17 protein-coding genes, 1 tRNA gene and 1 pseudogene are annotated in these 25,962 nt (G+C 66.0%); 8 read left to right on the top strand and 11 right to left on the bottom strand.

Features of this window, described 5'->3' with window-relative positions; all coding sequences use genetic code 11:
- Positions 1-555: 555 nt before the first annotated feature.
- On the bottom strand, positions 556-1,476 hold the full coding sequence (locus AC5P8F_RS20040) for a LysR family transcriptional regulator (RefSeq protein WP_046429929.1): 921 nt from the start codon (positions 1,474-1,476) through the stop codon (positions 556-558).
- A gap of 140 nt (positions 1,477-1,616) precedes the next feature.
- Here AC5P8F_RS20040 and AC5P8F_RS20035 point away from each other — a divergent pair, with 140 nt between their 5' ends.
- The gene (locus tag AC5P8F_RS20035) at positions 1,617-2,318 is read left to right on the top strand and encodes a pirin family protein (RefSeq protein WP_495228879.1); all 702 of its coding nucleotides are present in this window, start codon (positions 1,617-1,619) and stop codon (positions 2,316-2,318) included.
- Positions 2,319-2,433: 115 nt separating this feature from the next.
- Here the strand turns inward: AC5P8F_RS20035 and AC5P8F_RS20030 are convergent.
- Together AC5P8F_RS20030 and AC5P8F_RS20025 are read right to left on the bottom strand one after the other, a co-directional pair.
- A pseudogene (locus AC5P8F_RS20030) lies at positions 2,434-2,676 on the bottom strand (TonB-dependent receptor domain-containing protein); the annotation flags it as partial.
- A gap of 24 nt (positions 2,677-2,700) precedes the next feature.
- A complete protein-coding gene (locus tag AC5P8F_RS20025) occupies positions 2,701-3,396 on the bottom strand; it encodes an alpha/beta hydrolase (RefSeq protein ID WP_014646735.1) in 696 nt (231 codons plus the stop codon).
- 184 nt (positions 3,397-3,580) lie between these two features.
- On the opposite strand from AC5P8F_RS20025, the gene AC5P8F_RS20020 reads away from it, so the two are divergent.
- Positions 3,581-4,720: an MFS transporter gene (locus tag AC5P8F_RS20020; protein WP_032957729.1), complete on the top strand. Its 1,140-nt coding sequence runs from the start codon at positions 3,581-3,583 to the stop codon at positions 4,718-4,720.
- A gap of 82 nt (positions 4,721-4,802) precedes the next feature.
- Here the strand turns inward: AC5P8F_RS20020 and AC5P8F_RS20015 are convergent, their stop codons facing one another.
- Entirely contained in the window at positions 4,803-5,921 is a 1,119-nt protein-coding gene (locus tag AC5P8F_RS20015; RefSeq protein WP_495228876.1) for an alpha/beta fold hydrolase, read from the bottom strand.
- Positions 5,922-6,105: 184 nt separating this feature from the next.
- On the opposite strand from AC5P8F_RS20015, the gene AC5P8F_RS20010 reads away from it, so the two are divergent.
- The 4 genes from AC5P8F_RS20010 (at position 6,106) to AC5P8F_RS19995 (ending at position 12,986) form a co-directional block, all read left to right on the top strand.
- Positions 6,106-7,452, top strand: a complete 1,347-nt coding sequence (locus AC5P8F_RS20010) for a c-type cytochrome (RefSeq protein WP_495228873.1) — start codon at positions 6,106-6,108, stop codon at positions 7,450-7,452.
- Positions 7,449-8,375, top strand: coding sequence for a c-type cytochrome (locus tag AC5P8F_RS20005; RefSeq protein ID WP_495228871.1), 927 nt, complete (start codon positions 7,449-7,451; stop codon positions 8,373-8,375). Before AC5P8F_RS20010 ends, AC5P8F_RS20005 begins: the two co-directional genes overlap by 4 nt.
- 115 nt (positions 8,376-8,490) lie before the next feature.
- Positions 8,491-10,869 carry a TonB-dependent receptor domain-containing protein gene (locus tag AC5P8F_RS20000; RefSeq protein ID WP_197574432.1) on the top strand — a complete coding sequence of 793 codons (2,379 nt, stop codon included), beginning with the start codon at positions 8,491-8,493 and terminating at the stop codon, positions 10,867-10,869.
- Between the two features lie 8 nt (positions 10,870-10,877).
- On the top strand, positions 10,878-12,986 hold the full coding sequence (locus AC5P8F_RS19995) for a phosphocholine-specific phospholipase C (protein WP_069117229.1): 2,109 nt from the start codon (positions 10,878-10,880) through the stop codon (positions 12,984-12,986).
- Between the two features lie 108 nt (positions 12,987-13,094).
- On the opposite strand, the gene AC5P8F_RS19990 is transcribed toward AC5P8F_RS19995, so the two are convergent.
- From AC5P8F_RS19990 to AC5P8F_RS19975, 4 genes are all read right to left on the bottom strand, one after another.
- Positions 13,095-14,690 (bottom strand): alkaline phosphatase D family protein, encoded by a 1,596-nt coding sequence (locus tag AC5P8F_RS19990; RefSeq protein WP_053495078.1) that lies wholly within the window; start codon positions 14,688-14,690, stop codon positions 13,095-13,097.
- Between the two features lie 10 nt (positions 14,691-14,700).
- Positions 14,701-17,634 carry a TonB-dependent receptor gene (locus tag AC5P8F_RS19985; RefSeq protein WP_049442307.1) on the bottom strand — a complete coding sequence of 978 codons (2,934 nt, stop codon included), beginning with the start codon at positions 17,632-17,634 and terminating at the stop codon, positions 14,701-14,703.
- A 141-nt stretch (positions 17,635-17,775) separates the two neighbouring features.
- Entirely contained in the window at positions 17,776-18,798 is a 1,023-nt protein-coding gene (locus tag AC5P8F_RS19980; RefSeq protein WP_049442306.1) for a FecR family protein, read from the bottom strand.
- Positions 18,795-19,310, bottom strand: a complete 516-nt coding sequence (locus AC5P8F_RS19975; RefSeq protein WP_049442305.1) for an RNA polymerase sigma factor — start codon at positions 19,308-19,310, stop codon at positions 18,795-18,797. The genes AC5P8F_RS19980 and AC5P8F_RS19975 overlap by 4 nt, the downstream gene beginning before the upstream one ends.
- Positions 19,311-19,630: 320 nt before the next feature.
- Here AC5P8F_RS19975 and aceE point away from each other — a divergent pair, with 320 nt between their 5' ends.
- Complete coding sequence (aceE, locus tag AC5P8F_RS19970) at positions 19,631-22,306, top strand: pyruvate dehydrogenase (acetyl-transferring), homodimeric type (RefSeq protein ID WP_049442304.1); 2,676 nt, start codon at positions 19,631-19,633, stop codon at positions 22,304-22,306.
- 51 nt (positions 22,307-22,357) lie between these two features.
- On the opposite strand, the gene AC5P8F_RS19965 is transcribed toward aceE, so the two are convergent.
- Complete coding sequence (locus AC5P8F_RS19965) at positions 22,358-22,840, bottom strand: hypothetical protein (protein ID WP_014646723.1); 483 nt, start codon at positions 22,838-22,840, stop codon at positions 22,358-22,360.
- A 221-nt stretch (positions 22,841-23,061) separates the two neighbouring features.
- Between AC5P8F_RS19965 and AC5P8F_RS19960 the strand changes: the two genes are divergently transcribed.
- On the top strand, positions 23,062-25,392 hold the full coding sequence (locus AC5P8F_RS19960) for a TonB-dependent receptor (RefSeq protein WP_288494363.1): 2,331 nt from the start codon (positions 23,062-23,064) through the stop codon (positions 25,390-25,392).
- A gap of 59 nt (positions 25,393-25,451) precedes the next feature.
- Here the strand turns inward: AC5P8F_RS19960 and AC5P8F_RS19955 are convergent.
- Together AC5P8F_RS19955 and csrA are read right to left on the bottom strand one after the other, a co-directional pair.
- Positions 25,452-25,544: transfer RNA gene (locus AC5P8F_RS19955), tRNA-Ser, on the bottom strand.
- 78 nt (positions 25,545-25,622) lie between these two features.
- On the bottom strand, positions 25,623-25,826 hold the full coding sequence (csrA, locus tag AC5P8F_RS19950) for a carbon storage regulator CsrA (RefSeq protein WP_004152909.1): 204 nt from the start codon (positions 25,824-25,826) through the stop codon (positions 25,623-25,625).
- Between the last annotated feature and the right edge of the window lie 136 nt (positions 25,827-25,962).

Raw genomic sequence — 25,962 nt, 5'->3', positions numbered from 1 at the left:
CTACATGGCGATCGTCGAGATCCAGGCTTACACGGCGGCCCACGCCGGCTCTCGACACCTACGCTGCCAGATTCCGATCAGATAAGGCTTGGCAGCCGCATCCATGCGGCTGACACCCCGCACTCCGACACCGCCCCACCTTCGACAGGTTCACGCGGCTGTTGGTAGGTGTCGACCTTGGTCGACACATCTGTCAGATATCGAGTGAATTCATCCACGCATGACGTGGATCTACCGTGTCGACCAAGGTCGACACCTACCAGAGCAGTACGCCGTTCCGACAGATCGCGGAAAACTGTCGAAGGCGGGGTGGGTCCGGTTGCGGGAGTGTCCGCGGCATGGATGCCGCGGCCAAGCCCCCATGGGTGAGGGCGCTTTGCTTGCGAAGCACTGCTTCGCAAGCGCCCGAACGCACAGCCGCCAGCGGCTGGGCCGGCCTGGGGGTTTACGGCGTCTCCCGCAGCCGGACCCAACCCGCCACCTCACGGAATGCACGCTGTTGCTGTTGCTGTTGCTTTGGCCTCGGCGGGTGCAGGGCGCAGCCCTGCCAAACCCCTACCCCTTGGCCATTGCCTGCCACCACTGCGACAGCAGCTCCGGCCTGCGCAGGCGCTCGCGCCACCACCGCAGTGCCGCGCCGTCCTCGCCGGTGCGCCAGGCCAGCCAGAACGTTTCCTCCGGCTTGTGTTCCTCCACCTCGCGGATCACCAGCTGGCCACGCGCCACTGCAGCGCGCGCGCACGGCTCGGGCAGGAAGCCGAAGCCCACACCTTCGCATTGCAGCTTCAGTTTGCTGGCCATGTCAGGCACGGTCAGCATCTCCTGCCCCATCAACAGGCCCACCGTGCGCGGCAGCAACCGCCGCGCCGAATCAGAAACGGCGATCGCGCAGTGCTCGACCAGCTGCTCGCGACCGAGCACGCCCGGCACCTTGGCCAACGGATGATCCGGTGCGACCGCGAACACGAACTCCACCGTGCCCAGCGGCTCGACCACGTAACCACCGCCACTGGGCCCCTCGCCCGGCGCCCCGACCAGCAGGTCGGCGCGGCGGTCCAGCAGGGCCTCCCAGGTGCCGGACAGGGCCTCGCCGATCAGCCGCAGCCGGGTCGGCGCCTCCGCCTCACGAAACGCGGCGATGTCCGGGCCCAGCAGCCAGGTCGGGAACACCGAGTCCACCGCCAGGGTCAGTTCGGTCTCCCAGCCCGACGCCACCCGGCGCACCCGCAGCTCCAGCTCGCGGGCCGCACGCAGGAGATGCCGACCCTCGTCCAGCAGGGCGCGTCCGGCCTCGGTCGGTTCGGCACGCGGGCCGACCCGGTCGAACAGCTGCACGCCCAGGTCCTCCTCCAGCTTGGCCACAGTGTAGGAAATGGTCGAGGGCACCTTGTGCAGCGCCTTGCCGGCGCCGGCAAAAGAGCCGCGGCGGTCGATGGCATCCAGGATCTGCAGGGCATCGAGGCTGAGCTTGAGCATTCGAATTTTTCGATGATGGCCGTCAAAACTATCCGTTTTTCAAACCCCGGGCGCAAGCAGATACTTCTCTCCAACGGGGAAACACGGCAACTACCGCCTCACCCCGCCCCATCGAAACCATCGAACAAGGAGATTCCATCATGCTGCAGATCCGCAAGAGCGCTACCCGTGGCCTGGCCGAGCATGGCTGGCTGTCCTCGCGCCATACCTTCTCCTTCGCCAACTACTACGACCCCCGCTACGTCAGCTTCGGCCCGCTGCGGGTGATCAACGAAGACAAGGTGATCGGCGGCCAGGGCTTCGGCACCCATAGCCACAGCAACATGGAGATCGTTTCCTATGTGCTGGGCGGCGCGCTGGAGCACAAGGACTCGATGGGCACCGGCTCGGTGCTGCGCTACGGCGACGTGCAGCGCATGAGTGCCGGCAGTGGTGTCAGCCACAGCGAATTCAACCACTCGGCCGACGAGACCGTGCACTTCCTGCAGATCTGGATCTTCCCGGACCGCGAGAACATCACGCCGTCCTACGAGGAGACCCACTTCGCCCCGGAGACCAAGCGCGGCCAGCTGCGCCTGATCGCTTCGCCGGACGGTGCCGACGGTTCGCTGCGCATCCACCAGGATGCCCGCATCTTCGCCACCATCCTCGATGGCGGCCAGAAGCTGCACCACGCGCTCGGCAATGGCCGTGGTGCCTATGTGCAGGTTGCCCGAGGCCAGCTGCAGGTCAATGGCATCACCCTGGAAGCCGGTGATGCACTGCAGGTCAGCGACGAAGCGCAGCTGACCATGGAAAACGGCAACGACGCCGAAGTGCTGGTGTTCGACCTGCCGCTGTAACCACAGCGCCCGCGATGCCGCAAAGCATCGCGGGCGCATTTCCGTAGAGCCGAGCCTACGCTCGGCTGCGGTGTGACAGCCAGCCGAGCGCGGGCTCGGCTCTACAGGACCCGCGTCAGAACCTGTACGTCATCGCCAGCCGCACATTGCGCGGCTCACCCCAGGTGTAGGTGCTGTACCAGCTGAAGATCGTGTAGTAGCGCTTGTCCACCAGGTTGTTGACGTTGAGCGTGGCCGACAGGCGATCACTGAATTCATAACGCGCCATCGCATCCAGCAACCAATACGGTTGGGTGCGATGTACCACCTTGGCCTGCGTGGCCGGGTTGGTGATCTCGCCGAAGGTGGAATCCTGTCGTGCGGTGCGACGCGCCGCGCGGGCTCAGCCGCCGATGGCGGCGCAGGCCTCCAGGATCAGCGCGGTCACTTCCTTCGGCTGCGAGGCCAGCGAGGCATGGCTGGCATCCAGTTCCAGCAATCGCTTGGGCTGGATGCGCGTGGCCATGGCCTTCTGGTTGTCCGGCGCGATCATGCGGTCCTGGCGGGACAGCTGGTACCAGCTCGGCTTGTGCTTCCAGGCCGGATCGCTGACCGCATCACCGAAGGTGCTCGCCAACGGCGCCTTCTGGGTCACCGCCATCACCCGGCCCTCGTCGGCGCTCAGGTCCTGGCAGAAGCTCTCATGGAACCTGTCCGCACGCAGCCACAGGTAGCCATCGCTGTCGGGTGCCAGGTTCGGCGCTGCCTCCGGCAGGTGCTGCTGGGTGATGCCACCGGGGCTCTCGCCGGCATCAGGCGCGAAGGCAGCGATGTAGACCAGGCCCTTCACGTTGGGCTCGCTACCGGCCTGGCTGATCACCGCGCCGCCGTAGGAGTGGCCGACCAGCAGCACCGGCCCGTCGATCTGCCGGATCATTTTCCGGGTGCGTCCTGCGTCGTCGGCCAGCGAGGTAAGCGGCAGTTCCACCGCCTGCACGCGGTCGTGGCCGTTGCGATGCAGTTCCAGGATCACCTTGGCCCAATGTGCGGCCCCGCCCCAGAATCCATGGACAAGGAGGATGGTCGGTGTCGTGCTCATGTACAGGTCTCCGGCAGCGGCCGGCGGGATGCCGACTGTGCAGCCACTGTCCGTGCGTGGCGTTAATCGCTGGTGACGCAATCGGGTCACTGCAATCGTATGCGTCGTTTGATGTCATGCATGGCACTTGCCGACCTGGCCTGAAAACGATTTCATGGAGCTCTCCCGGAGCTTCGCATCAAGCATGACGCCTTCATCCCCACGTGCCCAGCAGCACGCCACCCGCGCCGCCTTCTTCATTCCCGGATTCGCCACCGCCGCGTGGGCACCGATGGTCCCCTACGCCAAGGCCAAGGCCGGGCTGTCCGACGCCAGCCTCGGCGCCGTGCTGCTGTGCCTCGGGCTCGGCTCGCTGCTGGCGATGCCACTGGCAGGTGCGCTGACCGGACGGCTGGGATGCCGTCGGGTGATGGTGATCACCTGCGCGATGATGCTGGGCGCCCTGCCCTTGCTGGTGCTGGCACCCTCGCCCGTGGCGCTGGGCGCAGCGCTGTTCGTGTTCGGCGCCGGCGTCGGTGCATTGGATTGCGCGATGAACATGCAGGCCGTGGCGGTCGAGCGCGACGCCGGACGCGCGATGATGTCCGGCTTCCACGCCTTCTACAGCATCGGTGGATTCGTCGGCGCCGGCTGCATGACCGGGCTGCTGATCCTCGGCACGCCGCTGTGGCTGGCCGCGCTGCTTTCGGTGGCCGCGCTGCTGCTGGTTGCCGTGCTGTCGGCACCGCACTGGCGTCCGCAACGGATCCTGCACGAAGGCCCGCTATTGGCGCTGCCGCACGGCGTGGTCCTGTTCATCGGCGTGCTGGCCTTCGTGGTGTTCCTTGCCGAGGGCTCAATGCTGGACTGGAGTGCGGTGTTCCTGGCGGAAGTGCGGCAGGTACCGCGCGACCAGGCCGGGGCCGGCTTTGCGTTGTTCACCCTGGCGATGACCGCGATGCGCCTGTTCGGCGACGGCATCGTCGAGCGCCTCGGCCGGACCCGCACGCTGGTCATCGGCGGCATCACCGCTGCGGCGGGCTTCACCCTGGCCACGCTGGTGCCCTCGTTCCCGGTGGCGTTGGCCGGCTACGTACTGGTCGGGCTGGGCTGCGCCAACATCGTGCCGGCGCTGTTCTCGATGGCGGGCCAGCAGCGGGTGATGCCGGAGAGCATCGCCATCACCGCGGTGACCACACTGGGTTACGCCGGCATCCTCGCCGGTCCGGCAGCGATCGGCGCACTGGCGCATGCCACCAGCCTCGGTTTCGCCTTCCTGTGCGTGGCCGCGCTGCTGCTCGGCGTCGCGGCGTCTGCCCGCGCACTGGCACGACGCGTGGCCTGACAGAAAAAGGGGACGGAGGGGATTAAGTCGTTTCCCGCACACCTGGCCTGGAAACGACTTAATCCCCTCCGTCCCCTTTTTCTCAGATGCGCGCCAGCCACTCAGCCTGGGCCGGCAGCTGCGGTGCCGGGCACGCGTTCTGCGGATGGTGCTCGTCGCGCGCCATCCAGTCATCGACCACGCCCGCCAGCAGGTCCAGCCGCAGCGGCAGGGTGATGTGGTCCTCGCCGCGCATTTCGATGTAGTGCGCGCGCGGGTTGGCCTGGGCCAGTTCGCGGCCCTGGCTGACCGGAATGTGCTGGTCGCCCTGCCCGTGCAGCAACAGCACGCAGGCGCGGGTATCGGCCAACGCACGCGCGACGTCCACGCGGTCCAGATCGACGTCGATGCGGCGGCTGGCGGCGGCGATCACCTGGTTGATGTCCTGGCCGCCGTAGCGCCAGCGCGCGTACGACGCCACCGCCTGCGCCTTCAGGCCTTCCGGCTGGAGCCCCATCAGGTGCGGGATCATGGTACGGATCGCCACGCCGGCATTGGCGAACGATTCCATCGCCACCACGCCTTCGACCTGGTCACCCAGCTTGTCGGCGGTGAACACCGCCGTGGCCGCACCATAGGACACACCGAACAGGTACAGGGGCCCGGTCACTTCGCCGCGCGCGCGCAGCTCGCCGATCACATCGACCACGTCATCCGACTCATAGGTGCCATAGCCGGACGGGCCGGTGCCGGACTGGCCGTGGTTGCGCAGGTCGAGCGTGACCACGCGGTAGCCGGATTCGGCCAGCTGCAGCGACCATGGCAGCATCGAATCACCGTTCATCATCCACCCATGCAGCAGCACCACGGTGCCGCGCGGCGCCTGCGCGCGGAACGGCTGCGGCACGGCCAGGCTCAGGCCGGTATCCAGCGGCAGGCCGTTCTCGTGGCGCCGCGGCAGGTAGCGGTAACGCGCGCCGTAGTCGCCCGGATCGAATACGCGCCAGAAGATCGGCACGCCATCGCGGCCCGCCGCGAAGCCATGGCGGTTGGGCAGTTCGGCGATGGCCGCGGCGATGCGCGGACGATCGAGCAGGGTCGACACGCCGCCCGGCGCGATCAGCTGATCGGCGAGTGAGGTGGACGAGGCGTTGATCGAGGATGAGCATGCGGCCAGCCACAGGCCGGCGCACGCCAGCAACAACAGCAGCAGGCGCTTCATATCACGTCATAGGGGTGAATCAGACAGATTGGGACGGTAACGCCCAATAGACCGGCCATCTATCGCGCACGGATGACGGCTTGATGACAACGCAGGAACGATTCAGTTTGGTGTAAAAGCTGTATCGGTTCAGTCATTGATCCGGATCAATGAACGCGCGCCCGGGAGTGCCCACAGTGCCGCCATGCGCATCTCGTTCAAGCTCGCCATTGCCCTGGCCGCCACGGTAGCCGCCGCCTACGGCATTGCCCGCAGCACGCCCTACTGGTTCGCACCGCGACAGACCGCGCAGGTCGACATCCACGATCCGGCGCTGATCGCGCAGGGGCGCTACCTGTCACGTGCCGCCGACTGCGCGGCCTGCCACACCGCGCCGGGCGGCAAGCCGTTCGCCGGTGGCCTGGGCCTGCAGACGCCGATGGGCACGATCTATTCGACCAACATCACCCCCGATCCGGACTCCGGCATTGGTGCCTACGACTACGCCGATTTCGAACGCGCGGTCCGCCGCGGCATCCGCCACGACGGCCAGCCGCTGTATCCGGCGATGCCGTATGCCTCGTACGTGATCGCCAGCGATGCCGAGATCAAGGCGCTGTATGCCTATTTCATGGGCTCGGTGCAGCCGGTGAAGCAAAGCAACGCCGACAGCACGATTCCATGGCCGGCCAACATGCGCTGGCCTTTGGCATGGTGGCAGCTGCTGTTCGCGCGCCCGCGCAGCTTCAACCCGGATCCGTCGCTGGATGTGGGCCAGCAGCGTGGCGCTGAGCTGGTTGAGGGCCTGGCCCACTGCGGCGCCTGTCATACACCACGTGGGCTGGCGTTCCAGGAGAAGGCGATGGCCGACGATGGCAGCCGCCAGTTCCTGTCCGGCTCGGTGCTGGAAGGCTGGTATGCGAAGAACCTGCGCAATGAATCGACCGGCCTGGCCAGCTGGAGCGAGGGCGAGATCGTCGACTTCCTGCGCACCGGGCGCACCGATCGATCGGCAGCCTTCGGTGGCATGGCCGACGTGGTCGAGCACAGCACGCAGTACCTGTCCGACGCTGACCTGCTGGCCATGGCGCGCTACCTGAAGCAGCTGCCGGCGCGTGAGGGACGCAGTGCGCAGTGGTCGCCTGGTACCGACACCACCACCGCCGCGCTGCGTAGTGGCGACTATCGCGTGGCCGGTTCGCTGGCCTATGCCGAGCACTGCCAGGCCTGCCACCGTGCCGACGGGCGCGGCATGCCACGCGTCTATCCGGCCCTGGCCGGCAACTCGATCGTGTTCGCCGACGACCCCAGTTCGCTGGTGCAGGTGACCCTGATCGGGGGTCGCACGCCGCATACCCCGCACGACCGCATGGCCTTCACCATGCCCGGCTTCGAGCAGCTGCCGAACGCGCAGCTGGCACAGATCCTGACCTTCATCCGCAGCAGCTGGGGCAACCAGGCCAGCGCGGTGAGCGAGGTCGAGGTGGCACGCATGCGCCGGGTGGTGCGTGACAAGCCGGTGCACTACGTTCCGCAGGAGGCCGCACGATGAAGCGTTCGCGCAAACGTTCCCGCCTGCTGCTCGGTAGTGCGATCACCGTGGTGCTGCTGGCCGGTGCGGGCACCCTCGCCTATCGTCAGCTGCACCCGGGCCTGGATGCCGCCGTAGCCAGTACGATCGATATCCTCGATGCACAGGGCAAGGTGGTCGCCCACTACCACGCGCCCAGTGCCGAGGAGATCGCCGGCCTGGGCAATGCCGAATCGGTAATGCTCGGCCGGCGCATCCTCAACGAGACCGCGCGCCTGCTTCCGGACAACGTCGGCAACGATCTGAACTGCAATTCGTGCCACATGGCCGAGGGCAAGCGACCGTTCGGCAACCACTACTTCAATACCGGCGGCGGTGCCTATCCGCGCTACATGCCGCGCCCGGGCAAGGTGATCGGGCTGACCGAGCGCATCAATGGCTGCCTGCAGCGCTCGATGAACGGCAAACCGCTGCCGAAGGACGCACCGCAGATGCGCGCGATGCTCGACTACATGGCGTGGCTGAGCAGCCCGGTGCCAGAGGGTGCAACAGTGGCCGCGCCCAGTGAGGGCCCCATCGACAGCACGCTGACTCCGAACCCGGTCCGCGGCCAGGCGCTGTATGCCGTGCAGTGCGCCGCCTGCCATGGCGACAACGGCGAAGGCCGACGCGATGCCAGCGGTGACATCGCGTTCCCGCCGCTGTGGGGCGACCACAGCTTCAACATCGGTGCCGGCATGGCGCGCCTGTACAAGGCGGCCGGTTTCATCAAGCACAACATGCCACCGGCAGTGACCCGCGCACCGCCGCTGGGGCAGCAGGTGATGCCGGACCAGGATGCGGTGGACATCGCCGGCTATTTCATCAACCAGCCGCGGCCGGACTTCGCCAACAAGGGCAAGGACTGGCCGCGTGACCCGAAGCCCAAGGACGCACGGTACTGAAGCAGGCGGCGGGTGCCGGCCGTCGCAGAACACGATTCCTGCATCGCCACGTCATGCCGATGTCATTGGCGCTGCCGACACTCCGGGGCTTCCCTGCTCTGAAGGTCCGGTCTCGATGCGAACGTCTGCGCGCTTTCCCCGTGTCTCGCTGCTTGCCCTGCTGATCGCTCCCGCACTGGACGCCCTGGCCGAAGCACCGCAGGGCGATGCCGCTGAAGCGCGCAGCAGTGAGGCCCGCACCCTCGACCAGGTGCAGGTGATCGGCCAGGCCACCAGCTATGCCAAGACTTCCGTGCGTGCGGAAACGCTGAACCGGCAGACCGTGATGAGCAGCGTCAACGACGCGCTCAACGAAGTGCCCGGCGTGGTGGTCAGCGAGGCCGATGCCACCGGCTCGTCGGTGTGGGGCACGCAGATCAGCATGCGTGGCTTCGTCACCAACCGTGATACCCAGCAGATCGGCACCACCATCGACGGCCTGCCCAATGGTGGCTCGGGTTACGGCGGCGGCTCGCTGGCCAACCGCTACATCGACACCCTCGACCTGGAAACGGTGGAAGTCAGCCAGGGCACTGCCGATATCTCCTCGCGCTCGAACGAGGCCCTGGGCGGCACGCTCAACTTCCTCACCAGCGATCCGCTGCAGGACAGCCGCCTGCGCTTCGTGGTCGGCGCCGGTGACAACGAGGCACGCAAGTACTACGTGCGCTACGACACCGGCCTGCTCGGCGGCCACACCCGCGCCTGGGTCAGTGCCTCGTCGGCGCGCGTGCATGACTGGATCGATGGCAGCGGCAAGACCAGCAATGACCACATCGCCGGCAAGTTCATCACCGAACTGGATCGCTGGACCCTGACCGGCTACCTGTCCTACAACGATGCGGACGAGCCGGAGTACACCAGCGTCTCACCGAAGGGCTTCGCGACCAATCCGGATCGCGACAACCTGGTCGGTACCCTCACCGGCATTCCCTACCTGGACCAGAACTACCGTTCCGGCTCGCGTGCGCTGCGCGAGAACACCTTCGGCTACCTGCGCGCGGCCTTCGACGGTGGCAACGGCTTCAAGGCCTCGGTGGCCGCCTACGGGCACCGCATGCAAGGCCGCGGCGACTGGCTGCCACCGTATCTGGCGCAGGTCAGCGATGACGGAGCCGGTCGCCCGGAGTCGGAATACCTCGGTGGCAAGACCGTGTACGGCGGCAGCAACCGTGGCCAGATTTTCTTCGTCAATCCCGATGGCAGTGCCGCGCAGCGCCTGGCCAGCTGCAGCCCGCGCCTGGGCTTCACCGCCGAGTACGATCCGAACTGCTACGCCGGCAACGTGCTGGGCGCGCAGTCGTATCGCCACACCCACTACGACAACGACCGCATGGGCGTTACCGCCGACGTCGAATGGCGCCAGACTTTCGGCGCAGTCGACAACACGATCCGCGGCGGCCTGTGGGTGGAGAAGCTGGACCGTTCGGCACGCCGCGACTGGCATCGCCTGCTCAACGTCGGCCGGGACATCGCCTTCGACCACCAGCCGTACTGGGTACAGTTCGAGGACAAGTACAAGGTCGACGAACAGATGTACTACGTCGAGGACGTGGCCCGCTTCGGCCCGTTCAGCGCGCGCCTCGGCGTGAAGCAGTTCTTCGTCGACCAGTCGCGCCGCCGCGTGATCGGTGCCAGCGAGCACGTCACATCCGACTCCAGGTCCGATCCGCTGCTGTCCACCGGCTTCACCTGGGCGCCCGGCGTGGAAGGCATGGAGCTGTTCGCGGGCTTCTCGCAGAACTTCGCCGCCATCCCCTCCGGCGTGCTCGGCGAGACCGACCCGCAGCGCTTCCGCAACGTCGAGCCGGAGACCGCCGACAACATTGAAATGGGCATGCGCATCAGCCGCTGGCCCCTGACCGCCTCGGTCACGCTGTACAACATCAAGTTCGACAACCGCATCGTCTACCTGCCGGCCGGCTTCGTCAGCGGCATCGACTACCTGGGCGAGACCGACGGCGTCTACGAGAACTTCGGCGGCGTGGAAAGCAACGGCCTGGAAGCGGCGTTCGGCTATGGCTGGGACAACGGCTGGCGCCTCAACGCCGCCTATACCTACAACCGCTCCAAGTACCTGGGCAGTGGCGATGCCGCGCGTGATACCCAGCTGGGCATCGTCGACGGCGCCAAGGTGATCGGCCAACCCGAACAGACCCTCGTACTCTCGGCGGACTGGCAGGGCGAGAACTGGAACTTCGGCCTGTCCGGCCGTTACCTGGGCACCCGCTACCTCGACGCCGCCAACGTCAACAAGCTGCCCTCGGCCACCGTGTTCAATGCGAACATCGGCTTCGACCTGCAGGGCCTGTCGCCGCGCCTGAAGGGCATGGGTGCCAACCTGGTGGTGAGCAACCTCACCGACAAGCGGTATCTTGCGGGGGTGGACGGCCGCGACAACGCCTTCATCGGCGCTCCGCGCACCGTCGGCATCTCCTTCCGTGTGGACCTGTGAGTGAGCCCGTGACCGATATCGGCCGACGCCGGTTGTTGCAGGCCGGCGTTGCCGCCGGCCTTTCCCCGCTGCTGCCCAGCATCGCCCGGGCCGCCGCGATCGCCCCCGCCGCGCAAACCCGCAGCCTGGAAGACCTGCAGCACATCGTGGTGTTCATGCAGGAGAACCGTTCGTTCGACCACTACTTCGGCACGCTGCCGGGTGTGCGGGGTTTCGGCGATCGCTTCGTCGCTCCGGCGCAGGCACTGCAGGCCGGCGCCCGCGCGCGCAGCCTGTGGCTGCAGCCCGATGCCAGCGGCAAGCGCGCGATTGCGCCGTTCCCGCTGGATACCGCCGCGCACTTCGGCTACATGCGCGTGGAAGGCACGCCGCACACCTGGCCGGATGCACAGCGGGCCTGGGACCACGGACGCATGGGGCAATGGCCGAAAGCCAAGCAGAACCACTCGATGGGCTACTTCCAGCGCAGCGACCTGCCCTTCCAGTTCGCCCTGGCCGATGCCTTCACCATCTGCGACGCCTACCACTGCGCGATGCAGGCCGGAACCAACCCGAACCGGGTGTTCCTGTGGACCGGCCACAACGATGCTGCCGCCCGCGCCGGCGGCCCGGTGATCGCCAACTCGCACGACAACTTCCCCGAGCACGGCGGGCATCCTGCGTCGTACCGCTGGGCCAGCTATGTCGAACGCCTGCAGAAGGCGGGGGTATCCTGGCAGATCTACCAGGACATGGCCGACAACTTCACCGACAACCCGCTGGCCGGCTTCGAGGCGTTCCGCCAGGCCTACCGCGCTGCGCCGGGTCATGACCCGCAGCTGCGCGCACGCGGGGTCAGCACGCGTGGCCTGGCGCAGCTGCGCCAGGACGTCATCGACGGACGCCTGCCGCAGGTCAGCTTCATCATCGCCGACGCGGCCGGCAGCGAGCATCCCGGCCCCTCCAGCCCGGCCCAGGGCGCGGCCTATACCGCACGCGTGCTGGATGCACTGACCGCCGATCCGCAGGTGTGGAGCCGCACTGCCCTGCTGCTGATGTTCGATGAGAACGACGGTTTCTTCGACCACATGCCACCACCGGCACCGCCTTCGCCGGTGGACGGTGGCTGGGCGGGTGCGTCCTCGGTCAGCACTGAAGGCGAGTACCACCGCCATCCGGCACCGGGAGATGAGAAGTACGACTTCGCCGAACTGCGCGGCCGCCCGTATGGACTGGGCCCGCGCGTGCCGCTGTACGTGATCTCGCCCTGGAGCCGCGGTGGCTGGGTCGATTCGCAGGTGTACGACCACACCTCGGTCATTCGGCTGATCGAACGCCGCTTTGGTGTGTCCGCGCCGGACATCTCGCCGTGGCGCCGCGCGGTCTGCGGCGACCTCAGCACTGCGTTCGACTTTGCCCAGCGCGATACCCGCCCGTTCGTCCGCGGCCTGCCCGACGTGAGCGCGGTGGCCGCACGCGCCGCTGCTTTGCCGGGGCGCACCGTGCCCGCGCTGCCAGAGGGGCTGAAGCCAGCGAAACAGGAAAGCGGTGTACGCCCGGCGCGTGCCCTTCCCTATCGACCGCAGGCATCGATTGCTGCGGTCGACGTCGCGGGCGTTGACCTGGCGTTGTCCTGCGAGGGCGCAGCGGCAGTGCTGCATGTCTACGATCGGCTGCGGCTGGAGGCGGTGCCGCGCCGTTACACGCTGCTGCCGGGCATGCCGCTGCGCGAGCGTTGGCCGCTGGACGCCCAGGGCCGCTATGACCTGTGGCTGCTCGGTCCGAACGGCTTCCACCGCCACTTCCAGGGTGCGGCCAAGGCTCCTGCCGTGCAGGCTTCAATTGATCGCGCGGATGGCCAGCTGCGGCTGCACCTGCGCAATCTGGGTGACAGTGCACAGCAGGTGCGCGTGCATGGCGGCGCCTATGCAGGACACATGCCCGAACAGACATTGGCGCTGCCCGCACATGCGCAGACTTCATTGGCGTGGGATGCAACGCCTACCGCCGGCTGGTATGACCTGCGCATCAGCGCGGGTGGGAGTGTGCTGCGTTTGGCCGGCCGCGCCGAGGATGGTCGCCCCGGCACCAGTGACCCGGCGATGGGCACCGAACCGCTGCGGTTCGAGCACGATTGAAGAATCCCTGTAGAGCCGAGCCCATGCTCGGCTGCTTTCGCCCCGGTCGCATTGCCCCGAAAGAAGCAGCCGAGCGTGGGCTCGGCTCTACAGCGCAGACCGCTAGATTCAGGCCTCCTGCAGCCCCGGCCGGCCGTGCTCCACCGCGTAGCGCTTCCAGCTCTGCACGGTACCGTTCGGTCGCATCACCGTATCCAGCGTCTTCATGTCGCCGATCCACGCATCACGAGTGACATCGCACAGCACATAGCCACGCTTGTCGGTGGTCGCCTTCAGATTGGGGCTGTGCGCAAGCTGGTTGCGGGCGTAAGCGTCCACGCCCTGGCCATCGGCCCCCGAAGTGATCGAAGTGGCAAGGAACTCGCTGGAGACCACGCCCGAATCACGATGGTCCTGCACCAGGTCGCTGGCGTAATGCCGGTGCGCGTCGCCACAGGCGGTCACCACGTTGCCGAAGCCGACCTTCTGGATGTGGTCGAGCAGGCGCCGACGGCTGTCCAGATAACCCGACCATTGGTCATCGGACGACTGCACCACGCCGTCCTTCTCGCGCATGTAGTTGCCCAGCGCCACCTGGTGGGCGATGGTGTGCCAACGCGGCGCGGCATCGGCCAGGCCATCGAACAGCCAGCGCTCCTGCTTCGCACCGACGATGCTGCGCTCCGGCGATTCCACGTCCTCACGCAGCGCCATGTTCACCTGCTTGCTGCGGTACTGGCGTGTGTCGAGCAGGTGCAGGTCCATCAGCGTTCCGTAGCGTGCGCGCCGGTACAGCTGCATGTGGCCATCGCGCGGGAATGCCGAACGGCGCAGCGGCATGTTCTCGTAGTAGGCCTGGAACGCCTGTGCGCGCCGCAGCAGGAACACTTCGCTGGGCGTATCGTCCTGGTCTTCGGCGCCGGCCCAGTTGTTGTCCACTTCATGGTCATCGAAAGTGACGAACCACGGTGCCGACGCATGCGCGGCCTGCAGGTCGGCATCGCTCTTGTACTGGGCATAGCGGCGGCGGTAATCATCCAGCGTGTAGGTCTGCGGGCCGACGTGGTTGCGCAGGTTGGTGAACGGCTGGCCGTTCATCTTCCGCAGGCCAGGCTGGCTTTCACCTTCGTAGATGTAATCACCGTAGTGGAAGACGAAATCCAGCGGTTCCTCGGCGATGCGCCGCCACGCGGTGTAGTGGCCTTCTTCGTAGTGCTGGCAGCCGGCCACCACAAAGCGCACGCGATCCACCGCTGCCGCGGCTGCCGGCAGCGTGCGGGTACAACCGACTGCACTGGCGTGGCCACCCACGGTAAAGCGGTACCAGTAGGGCCGTCCGGGCGCCAATCCTTCCAGTTCCACGTGCACCGCGTGGCCGAGTTCGGGATGCGCGAGCGCCGAACCCTGGCGTACCACCTTGCGCATGCCTTCGTCCGCTGCCAGCTGCCATTCGACCACCATCGGCCGGGTCGGCATGCCACCGCCGAACACCAGCGGCTCCGTCGCCAGCCGCGTCCACAGCACCATGCCGTCGGCCGTGGGATCACCCGAGGCCACGCCCAGGGTGAAGGGCGTGCTGGCAAAGCGCGGCTTGGCCAGCAGGTTGCGCGGGTTCAGCGTGGTGGCATCGGCCTGCGCGGCCAGCGCGCGTGCCGTGCCCATCCAGGCGCCGGCAGCGGACAGGCCGGCCAGGGCCAGGAATCGCCTGCGATTGATCGTCTCCACGGCTGTGCCCTCAGTTGTAGATGATGTGGAAGTAGAAGAAGCGGCCGTAGTCGTCGATCTCGGTACGGAAGCGCCCGTTCGGGCCGGTGCTGTAGGTCGGCTGGGTGTTGAACAGGTTCTTGGCTTCGTACTTCAGCGTCACGTGCCTGCTGACCTTGTGGCTGAAGGCCATGTTGAAGGTCATGTACGGGTCGTAGTACGAATCCAGCCACTGGGTGTCGCCGAAGTCGACCAGCATCCGGCTGCGGTAGGTTCCGGACAGGCGCAGTTGCGAGTTCTTCCACGGCATGCGCCAGATCACCGAACCATTGAGCGACCAGTCCGGCTGGTACAGCAGCCGGTCCAGGCGTCGCTCGGTGCCATCGGTGATGCGGTAGTTGGTCCTGCCTTCCAGCCGCGTGGCGTTGAAGTACATGTCGAAGCGCTGGCGGCCCCATTGCAGGTTGCGGTTGGCCACCGCGAACTCGACGCCGCGCAGCCTGGACTCATCGGTGTTCATCGGTTGGGTCACCCGGTAACGGGTATCGCCCACGTTCTCGAAGGTGGTCAGGGTGTAGATGTCGTCCTTGATTACCTTGTCGAACAACGCCACCGAGACCAGGCCGTTGTTGCCGTTGAAGTACAGGTCCCATGCAAGGTCGATGTTGGTGGAACGGCGCGGCTGCAGGTTCGCATTACCCTGCTTGATGGTGCAGAAGCCCCTGCCCTCCTCGTCATCGCCACAGCTGGTGCTGGTGGCCTGGGCAATGTTGCTCGGCGTCGGCCGGCCCAGCGTGCGGCTGGCGGAGAAGCGCAGGCGCTGGTCCTCGCTCAGCTTGAACGTCGCATTCAACGAGGGCAACAGGTTGTTGTAGCCACCGCTCGTGTTGCGGAAGGCGGAGGTATAGGTGGTGCCGCCATCATTACTGAACGGGCTGTAGGCATCGAAGCGGGTGTGGTCATGGCGCAGGCCACCGATCAGCAGCAGCCGGTCCCAGGCGTAGTGCGCGGACACGTACGCATTGGTGATGTCCTCCACGTACCTGTAGTCACTGGTGAAGTTGGCATTCGGATACGCCGCATTGTTGTTGCCCAGTTTCGGTAGCAGTTCCTCGTTCCACTTGCGGTTGTCGATCAGCGGGAAGCCCGGCACGCTGCCCAGCAGCGTCGATCCCGGATACAGGTAATCGTTGAGCGTGGCGCTGCTCCTGAAGTAGTCGAAGTCGATGTCCTGCCAGATCTTCAGGTGGCGGTATTCGGCGCCGGTGGCCAGGCCGAAGCCACGCGCATCGGCGTCGATGTTGTAGCTGAAGTCGGCGCGCAGGTTGTCGATGCTCTCCTTGGCATCGCGCGGGGAGACATAAGCCTGCGCCGGATTGAGCTTGAACGCCGAGCTGGTCAGCAGGCTGGAATCGGACACCGCCACCGCGTTGGGGAAACCGTGGCTGTCGTTCTCGTAGTCGACGAACAGGCTGCTTGGGTAGGCGCGCACACCCCAGTAGACCTGGTTGTTGTGGAAGGTCTCTTCGGTATGGCCGCCGCGCAGGGTCAGCCGCGAACGGTCGCCGATGTCCCAGTTGAAGCTGGCGATGGCGCCACGGTTGCTGCGGTCCCAGCGGTCGTGGCGGTTCTTGATGTAGATGCTGTTGATCTGGGTGGTGCCGCTGTCCTCGGTCTGGTTGCGGATCGGAAACTTGGCGTTGCCGTACAGATCGGTCTTGTTCATCGTCGAGTTCTCGTAGAACCGGTACGAGTACAGCAGCAGCGATGCGTAGAACGGATCGTCCGACGGCTTCCATTCCAGCTTGGCCGAGCCGCCGAAGTTGGTGATGAAGTTGGTGTAGGTGCCGGTGCTGAAATTGCCGGGCGCACGCAGCCCGTTCCAACCCTTGGCCTCATCCGGCCCGGTGGTGCCGTCGGTGAGGTACTTGCCGGCGTCGTTGTAGTAGTAGTTCGACTCCACCCAGCGCTTGACGCTGTTGCGCGAACGCTGCTCATAGCGTGCCACCGCAACGATGCCGAACTCCTGCCCGGCACCGAACTGGTTGGAGAACACCATCTTGGCGCTCTTGCCGAAGTGGCCCAGGGTTTCGTGGTTGCCGCCAGCGCTGCGCTCGACGTTGGTCTCGGCCGTGGAATAGATACCTGCCACGTCGGCAAACACGTACTTGCCGGACCGGTCGAAGGCACTGCGGCTGATGATGTCGATCACGCCGCCGATCGCATCCGGTGCCTGCTCCGCACTGAAGCTCTTGTAGATGTCGGTACGGGTGCCGATGTCGCTGGGAATCAGCTGCAGGTTGTTCATGCGTTCGCCGGAGCCACTGCCACCCACGCTGGCAATCGCGATGCCATCGATGGTGGTGTAGTTGAGATTGGCCTGTACGCCGCGCACCGTCACGTAACGTGGCTCGCCGGCATCCTCCACCGCACTCAGGCCTGGAGCGGCCATCAGGCTCTCGGCCAGGGTCTCGTCGCCGTAGCTGTCCATTTCGTCGTAGACCACCGAATCCTTGATCACCGGTGAGGTCTTCTTCTGGTCGATCACCTCGTGCGCGGCAATCACCTTCACCGTGTCCAGGGTCGGCGCCACCACCGCCTCGGCCTCGCGCGGCTTCGGTGCTCCGGGGTTCGGCGCGTTGCGTACCGGTGCCGGATCGATGGCGATGACATTGCCATCCACCACGGTGTAGCCCAGACCGGTACCGGCCAGCAGTGCATCCAGCGCCTGCCTGACGGTGGCACCGCGCGGCACCGCACCGGCCATGCGGGCATCGCCATCGGCCGAGTACAGGAACTGCACCCCGGAACTGCGTGACAACTGCTCCAGTGCACGCGCCAACGGCTGTGCCGCGATCGGCGTGGACACACGCGCCTCCAGGCCATCGGCGGCGGCGGCGAAGGCCAATGGCATGCTGCCGGGAGACAGGGCGAGGATGATCGACAGGTAGAGCGTGTTGCGCATCACGGGTCCTTGGAAGAGAGAAGGCAGCAGGCGCCGCTGCGCGGATCGGCAGCGGCTTCTCCCAAGTAAGAGCCCGCATCCACCAAAGTGGAGAACGCGGATTCAATGAATTTTTTCTGACAGTCCACGGCCACCTCGGCCTCAGCGGCTGCCAACCCGCACTGTGTCGCCCTCGCGGCTCACCACGAAGCGCGGGTCACGTTCGAGGAAGGCCTGCAGCGCACCGATGCGATGCGCATCGAGGCTGCCGGACAACCGTGCCGATGCCGCGCCCTCGTCCAGCACGCGCACCTGCACCTGGTTGTGCCGGTTGAAGGCAGCAGCCACTTCGTCCAAGCGTTCGTCAAGGAAGGACACTTTGCGCTGCTGCCAGTCCAGCAGCATCGACAGTGGCATGTCCAAGGACTCCACCGCATGGCTGCGCGCGTCGACCTGCAGCACCCGGCCCTGCCCCAACTGGGCCAGGCGGCGGGCACCCGCGCCCTGGCTCCAGACCTCGACCTCGCCGGAAACCACACCGATGCGCGTGCTCTGCAGCCGTCGCGACACGTCGAAGACTGTGCCGATGTCCCGGATCTCCAGGCCGTTCACCTGCACCTGGAACGGGCGGCGGTCGCGTGCGATGTCGAACGTCGCCTCGCCCTGCAGCAGTTCCGCCTTGCGACTGAACCAGCCCATGCGTACCCGCAGGCGGCTGTCCGCGTTGAGCCGCACCTGTGTCCGGTCAGGCAGCACCAGGTCACGCAGTTCACCATGGTCGGCGCTGTACAGCTGTTCGGTGGGCATCAGCTGCGGAACCAGGCCCACGCCGAGCAGGGCGATGCAGGCTGCGGCAGCCATCACCCACCCGCGCGTGCGGCGGCGCAGCGGCGCGGCGTGCGGCGCGGCGGGGGCACTATCGAACAGAGGCACCACTTTGGCGGCCGCCTGCCGTGGCGGCGCCGGCGCCTCTTCCGGCAGCGGCGATTGCAGTGCCTCGCCGACCTGCCGGTGCAGCGCGAGGGCGTGCATATAGGCGCGCACGTGCTCGGGCGAGCGCTTCATCCAGTCCAGGAACGCAACCCGCTCGGCCTCGTCCAGCACTCCCTCGCGATTGCGCAGGAACCAGTCCATTGCCTCGCAGGCGACCGTGTCGTCGGCCATGGGCGATGCGTTTCGGTTCATGCGTGCTCCCTGGCGCCCAGCGCCTTCCTGCAGGCCTCCAGACCCTTGCCGATGTGCTTGCGCACCATGTGCACCGACACCTGCAACTGCTGGCTGACTGCCGGGCAGTCCAGCCCGTCGCGGTAATGCAGCTCCATCACCCGTCGCGTGGTCGCCGGCAGACGTGCGATGGTGCTGCGGATATCGTTCCAGCGCTGCGCGCGCTCGAACTCGCCCTCGATGTCTTCTTCGCTTTTCAGCACTTCGGCCAGCTGATCCACGTCTTCCAGCGGCGGCAGCGACAAACGCGCGCGCGCGTGCTCGCGTGCCAGGTTGGCCGCGACCGTGAACAGGTAGGCCTCCGGGTTCTCGATCGCTGCGGCATTCTCGCCGGTGGCCCGCAGCAGCCGCAGGTACACCTCCTGCGCCAGGTCCTCGGCGTCTTCGCTGGCAGAACCGCGACGCAGGAAGAAGCCACGCAGCAGCCGTCCGCGCAGCGCGTAGCTCTTCTCCCAGATCCTCACGCTGTTCACGGCCGGCCAACACCCCGAGGCTGGAAAGCCCCGCAGGGTGACGGCCATCGATGACAGTGGCGTTGCAGCAGGCGGCCATGCCAGGCACTCTCCGCCCGGCACATTCGCCCATGATATGGCGCACCGTGCCAACCCTTGCTTGCCAGAGACCCAAGCCGGGCCCGCCTATCGAAGCCGCGGGGCCAGGCCTACGCTTGCCTCCCCGGTGGCCGCCACGGTCGCCCTTCGCGTCACGGCCCCGCCATTGCGACCCCGCTCCAGTGCTGTGCGCCCTGCCGGTGTTGTCGCCCAGGCAGAGCCGACGCCCTCTGGAGACAGTCATGAACCAAGCCCTGACCCCCTTCGATACCGACCCGCTGGAAACGCGGGAGTGGCGTGAATCGCTGGAGGCGGTGATGCAGGCCGGTGGCCGGCCACGCGCGCAGTACCTTATCGACCAGCTCAGCGAGCTGGATGCGCAGCGGCACGGCGATCTGCATGCGCGCGCGTGGACCGCCTACGTCAACACCATCCCGCCGGAGCGCCAGCCGGCCTACCCGGGCGACCTGGCCATCGAGCGCCGCCTGAACGCGATGATCCGCTGGAATGCGATGGTGATGGTGCTGCGCGCCGGCAAGCACTCCAACGTCGGCGGCCACATCGCCACCTACCAGTCGGCGGCGGTGCTGTACGACGTGGGCTTCGACCACTTCTTCCGTGGCCGTACCGACACCTTTGACGGCGACATGATCTACATCCAGGGCCATTCCGCGCCGGGCATCTATGGCCGTGCGTACGTGGAAGGGCGCATCGATCCGGCACGGATGGACAACTTCCGCCGCGAAGCCGGTCGTGACGGCCTGTCTTCGTATCCACACCCGCGCCTGATGCCGGAGTTCTGGCAGTTCCCCACCGTGTCGATGGGGTTGGGCCCGCTGACCGCCGCCTACCAGGCGCGCTACATGCGTTACCTCGAGTACCGCGGCCTGAAGCAGCACCAGGACCGCAAGGTCTGGGCCTTCCTCGGCGACGGCGAGATGGACCAGCCCGAATCGCTGGCGGCGATTTCGCTGGCCGGCCGCGAGCGGCTGGACAACATCGTGTTCGTGGTCAACTGCAACCTGCAGCGCCTGGACGGTCCGGTGCGCGGCAACGCCAAGGTCATCCAGGAACTGGAAGGCACGTTCCGCGCGGCCGGCTGGAACGTGATCAAGCTGATCTGGGGCAGTGGCTGGGACGACCTGCTGGCCCGCGACCACAGCGGCCTGCTGCGCCAGCGCATGATGGAATGCGTGGATGGCGACTACCAGACCTTCAAGTCGCAGAGCGGTGCTTACGTGCGCGAGCATTTCTTCGGCCGTTACCCCGAGCTGCTGGAGCTGGTCGCGCACATGAGCGATGACGACATCTGGGCGCTGGCACGTGGTGGCCACGATCCGCAGAAGGTGTACGCCGCCTACCAGCAGGCGGTGAACACCCGCGGCCGGCCGACGGTGATCCTGGCCAAGACGGTCAAGGGTTTCGGCATGGGCGAAGCCGGCGAAGGCCAGAACATCAACCACCAGCTGAAGAAGATGAGCGCCGATGCAGTACGCGCCTTCCGCGACCGCTTCAACCTGCCGGTCAGCGACGAGCAGCTGGAGGAGATGCCCTATCTGCGCCCGGAACCGGGCAGCGCCGAGGCCGCCTACTTCGCCGAACGCCGCCGCATCCAGGGTGGGCAGCTGCCGGCGCGCCTGGCCAAGGTGGATCCGCTGCCGCTGCCGCCGCTGTCGATCTTCAACACCCAGCTGCAGGGCAGTGGCGATCGCGGCCAGTCCACCACCATGGGCTTCGTGCGCATCCTCACCAGCCTGCTGAAGGACCCGGATCTGGGCAAGCTGGTGATTCCGATCGTGCCCGATGAATCGCGCACCTTCGGCATGGAAGGCCTGTTCCGCCAGATCGGTATCCACTCCTACCTGGGCCAGCTGTACACCCCGCAGGATGCCGGCCAGCTGAGCTATTACAAGGAAGCCAAGGACGGTCAGATCCTGCAGGAAGGCATCAACGAATCCGGTGCGATCTGTTCATGGATCGCCGCCGGCACCGCCTACAGCAACCACGGCCTGGCCACGATTCCGTTCTACATCTTCTATTCGATGTTCGGCCTGCAGCGCGTCGGTGACCTGGCCTGGGCCGCTGCCGACGCGCGTACCCGCGGCTTCCTGCTCGGTGCCACGTCGGGCCGCACCACGCTGATGGGCGAAGGCCTGCAGCACGATGACGGCCACAGCCACGTGCTGTCGTCGGTGATTCCGAGCTGCGTGTCCTACGACCCGACCTACAACTACGAACTGGCGGTGATCATCCACGACGGCCTGCGCCGCATGTATGTCGACCAGGAAGACATCTACTACTACATCACCGTACTCAACGAGAACTACCCGCAGCCGGCACTGCCCGAAGGCACCGAAGCCGGCATCCTGAAGGGCCTGTACCTGCTGCATCCGGCAGCCGCCGACAACGCCTTGCAGCCACGCGTGCAGCTGATGGGCAGCGGCTCGATCCTGCGCGAAGTGGAAGCCGCGGCAGACCTGCTGCAGCAGGACTTCGGCATCGCCAGCGATGTGTGGAGCGCGACCAGCCTGACCGAACTGCGCCGCGACGGGCTGTCCGCCGAGCGCTGGAACCTGCTGCATCCGGCCGAAAAACCGCGCGTGCCCTACGTGCAGCAGTGCCTGCAGGGTCATGAAGGCCCGGTGGTGGTGGCCACCGACTACATGAAGATCGTCGGCGACCAGATCCGTCCCTTCATCAACGACCGCCGCTTCACCGCATTGGGGACCGATGGCTTCGGCCGTTCCGACACGCGTGAATCGCTGCGCACGTTCTTCGAAGTGGATCGCCACTTCATCGTACTGGCGGCCCTGAAGTCGCTGGCCGACGAAGGCCGCATCGAACGCTCGCGGATGCAGGACGCGATCGACAAGTACGGCATCGACACCGGCAAGCGCGATCCGGCCGCCGCCGTGTAACGCCGTTGCATTCACCACGCCTGCCCTGCGGGCGTGGTGAATGCAGCATCGCTACGGCATGCGCTTGAACAGGTTGGTCTGCAGGATCGGCGTACCGTCATGACCGTAGAACGCCTTGGTCTCGGTCATCGTCGCCTGGTCATCCGCCACGGTGTAGATGCGGGTGGAGGCCGGCGTGCCATGGTCCACCAGCTGCATCACCAGCGTGTTCGGTGCAGGCAGTTTCAGGTTGGCCTTGTCCGCGCCATAGGTGCCGGACAGGGCGCCGGGCGTGCCATCCAGGGCCAGCGTGCCGTCGGATTTCATGGTCTTGCCGTCGTGCAGGACGATGTCCACGTGCGAGCTCCAGCGGCCACCACCGGCGTCCTTGAACTCGAGCACCACGTGCTTCGGGCGCTGCGCTTCGGGTAGCGCAGACGTGGCGATATCCAGCGACCAGCGCCCCAGCAGGGGGGAAGGCGAAGTCTCCACAGCCAGCGCCGGAACGGCGGGGAGTGAAAGCGCAGACAACAACACAGCGGACAACAGCTTCATACGTTGCTCCGTTCCAGCGAAGAAGATTCTGCGTGACGCGTTGTGGGGCGCAGCGCCTCGGATCGTGCACAGCATCGGCGCCCGGCGCAAGGCGGGGCGCTGAACACGCGGCAACCTCATTCGCGCCCCCGCGATTTCGGTCTGGCGGCAAGGTCTCATCCGTCCTTGCCGATACAAAGAGTTACGTTATAACATTTCACTTCGCCTTCACGAGTCCTGCCATGCGTCGCCACCTGCTTGCTGCTGCCATTCTGTTCGCCGTCCACACCGCCCAGGCCGCGGACGAACCCACCCTCCCCACCCTCCAGGTCCAGGCCTCCCAGCCCTCGCGCATCGACAGCCGGGTCACCGTCGACAATCCGCAGGCGCAGAACCGCACCCTCGGCGGCCTGCTCGAACACGTCTCCGGCGTGCAGAACAGTGCTTTCGGGCCGAACGCGGGCGCCCCGGTCATCCGCAGCCTCAGCGGCAACCGCGTGCAGATCCTGCAGGACGGCCAGTCCATCCTCGGCATGAACGCGATCAGCGGCGACATCAATATTCCGTTCGATCCACTGTTCGTGCGCAGCGTCACCGTCAACAAGTCCTCGGACACGGTGCGCTATGGCGGCAATGCGATCGGCGGCAGCGTCGAGATCGATTCGGGCCTGATCTCGCGCAGCATGGAAGACAAGGACCAGTCGATGGAACTGGTCCTGCGCAAGGGCTTCAATGCCGCCGATGCGCAGGGCTTCCGCATGAACTTCAACAACCAGCGCAACCTCTCGACCAACCTGCAGGTCTCGCGCCAGCGCATCTCGCACTACGACATCCCCGGCAACAGCAAGGCCCGTGTCTGCAACACCCGACTGTTCCCGCCGACCGGCGGCGTCAACTCGGCGCTGGCCGACAGCTGCCAGAAGGAAGCACGCGTACAGCAGATCTACAACAAGGCCTCGCAGCCTTACATCGACCAGTTCATGACCGAGAATCCTGACTGGGCCGATGGTGAATTCTCGTTCTACACCAACAACCCGACCTCGGTCTGGCAGCGCCGCACCTATATCAACCCGGTCAACCCTGCCTATGTCGCCGGCACGCCGTCATACGTGCAGAAGCAGATCAACAATGATGTGACGCCCGACTACCATCATCGGCTGGGCAACAGCCATGCGCGCAACTCGCAGGTGGCCTTCGGCTCGACCCTGTTCTTTGACCGCGGCTACGTCGGTGTCAGCATCGATGCCAAGGACAGCGAGTACGGCGTGCCGGGCTTCTCGATGCAGAACCTGTCGTTCGGTTCCAACCATGCCGATGGCCTGCCGGTGGGCGTGGTGATCAAGCAGCAGCGCTACGCGCTGGAAGCCCTGCTGCGTGATCCGCTGCCGTGGTTCGAGCGCGCGGAACTCCGCGTGTCCAGGCTGGACAACACTTCAGGCGAGCGGCTGGGTACCACCAGGGCAAACGACTACGATTTCGAGAGCACCCAGGCCGAGTTGCTGCTCAGCCATCAACGCGTCGGCCCGCTCAGCGGCCTGGTCGGTTTCAGCCATCAGTCGCGTGATGTCACCGGCAGCGGCTCGCAGCGCTACCTGCCGGACGTGGACACCCGCAGCAATGCGGTATTCCTGAAGGAAACGCTGGACGTCGGCTGGGTTACCTTCGATGCTGGCGTACGCCACGAACGGGTCGACCACGCACTACAGCCCAGCCGCTTCAAGACCGCGCGCAATGCCGCCAACACGAAACTGCAGGACCGCGACTACCGGCTCAACAGCTACAGCCTCGGCTCGTACGTCGAGCTCGGCCCCTTGTTCGCGGCCAAGGTCCGTTACTCATCCTCACAGCGCGCCCCGGAGATCAACGAGCTGTATGCCAGCAACGCGCACTATTCCGTGATGACACAGGAAGAAGGCAACCAGAACCTGGAACCGGAGCGCGCGAAGAACCTGGAACTGACCGGCCTGTTCCACCTCGGCGGTTTCGAGCTGTCCGCCACCGCGTACCGGATGCGGTACGAGAACTACCTCTATCTCGGCTATTCCGGCCTGCAGACCGCCAACCGCCTGCCGCTGAAGTACTGGAAGCAGACCGACACCACGGTGAAGGGCTTCGAGATCGACGCGTCGCAGGCATTGGACCTGGGCCGCTATGGCACGTTGAACGTCTCCGCCTTCGCCGACCTGGTGAAGAACAAGGCCGACCACCCGGATTCGCTGCGCGCCCACAACGACGGCGAGTATCTGCCGAACATGCCGACCAACCGCTACGGCGCCAACCTGCAGTGGCAGCGCGAAGGCTGGAAGGCACAACTGTCCAGCACCTACTACGACGCGCAGAAGTACCTGGGTCGCAATGTCAGTGAGGAAATTCCGCTCGACGCATTCAACCTGGTCGACCTGCAGGTCAGCCGCGAACTTCCAGTGCGCAACAGCTACATCGCAGGCGTGGAAGTGTTCGTCAATGGCAGCAACCTGCTCAATGAAGAAGCGCGGCCGCACAACTCGCCGCTGAAGTACATCGCGCCCCTGCCGGGGCGGGGCTTCCAGGTCGGCGTGACGATACGGCTCTGAAGGCCGGCCATAAAGAAAAACGCCTGCAGATCGAGGATCTGCAGGCGCTTCTTTGTATCTGGCGGAGTGAGAGGGATTCGAACCCTCGATAGAGCTTTTGACCCTATACTCCCTTAGCAGGGGAGCCCCTTCGGCCACTCGGGCATCACTCCGGGGTATTCTCCGCGTCTGGTGCGTTGCACCTCAGCGGGGCGTGAATCATAACGTTAATCGAGTGCGAAGGTAAAGCGTTATTCGGCAGAATTTTCGCTACCGGTGCCACCGGCTTCATCACCACGCTGGATGCGCTGGTAGATCTCTTCGCGATGCACAGCGACGTCCTTCGGCGCAGTGATGCCGATACGCACCTGGTTACCCTTGACGCCAAGCACGGTGACGCTCACCGAGTCACCGATCATCAGGGTTTCGCCGACGCGGCGAGTCAGGATCAACATTTTTGTAAGTCTCCATGGAACCGTGTGGAAGGGTATCCCCCACCGGCTTGACGCTCCGTCAAGAAGCGCTACCACGACAAAGGGAAAAGATTCGCAATGGTACCGTCAGCCGTCCCGCTCCTACAAGGAGGGGGAC

It is taken from the genome of Stenotrophomonas sp. YJH_SMC_69, assembly GCF_059370495.1.
This window is presented reverse-complemented; position numbering and strand designations above follow the sequence as displayed.

Bases quoted from the DNA above. Each gene is read 5' to 3' on its own strand.
- AC5P8F_RS20015 (WP_495228876.1), bottom strand. From the start codon at position 5,921: ATGAAGCGCCTGCTGCTGTTGTTGCTGGCGTGCGCCGGCCTGTGGCTG.
- AC5P8F_RS20020 (WP_032957729.1), top strand. From the start codon at position 3,581: ATGACGCCTTCATCCCCACGTGCCCAGCAGCACGCCACCCGCGCCGCC.
- AC5P8F_RS19980 (WP_049442306.1), bottom strand. From the start codon at position 18,798: ATGAACCGAAACGCATCGCCCATGGCCGACGACACGGTCGCCTGCGAG.
- AC5P8F_RS19960 (WP_288494363.1), top strand. From the start codon at position 23,062: ATGCGTCGCCACCTGCTTGCTGCTGCCATTCTGTTCGCCGTCCACACC.
- AC5P8F_RS20035 (WP_495228879.1), top strand. From the start codon at position 1,617: ATGCTGCAGATCCGCAAGAGCGCTACCCGTGGCCTGGCCGAGCATGGC.
- AC5P8F_RS20000 (WP_197574432.1), top strand. From the start codon at position 8,491: ATGCGAACGTCTGCGCGCTTTCCCCGTGTCTCGCTGCTTGCCCTGCTG.
- AC5P8F_RS19985 (WP_049442307.1), bottom strand. From the start codon at position 17,634: ATGCGCAACACGCTCTACCTGTCGATCATCCTCGCCCTGTCTCCCGGC.
- aceE (WP_049442304.1), top strand. From the start codon at position 19,631: ATGAACCAAGCCCTGACCCCCTTCGATACCGACCCGCTGGAAACGCGG.
- AC5P8F_RS20040 (WP_046429929.1), bottom strand. From the start codon at position 1,476: ATGCTCAAGCTCAGCCTCGATGCCCTGCAGATCCTGGATGCCATCGAC.
- AC5P8F_RS20025 (WP_014646735.1), bottom strand. From the start codon at position 3,396: ATGAGCACGACACCGACCATCCTCCTTGTCCATGGATTCTGGGGCGGG.
- csrA (WP_004152909.1), bottom strand. From the start codon at position 25,826: ATGTTGATCCTGACTCGCCGCGTCGGCGAAACCCTGATGATCGGTGAC.
- AC5P8F_RS20005 (WP_495228871.1), top strand. From the start codon at position 7,449: ATGAAGCGTTCGCGCAAACGTTCCCGCCTGCTGCTCGGTAGTGCGATC.
- AC5P8F_RS20010 (WP_495228873.1), top strand. From the start codon at position 6,106: ATGCGCATCTCGTTCAAGCTCGCCATTGCCCTGGCCGCCACGGTAGCC.
- AC5P8F_RS19965 (WP_014646723.1), bottom strand. From the start codon at position 22,840: ATGAAGCTGTTGTCCGCTGTGTTGTTGTCTGCGCTTTCACTCCCCGCC.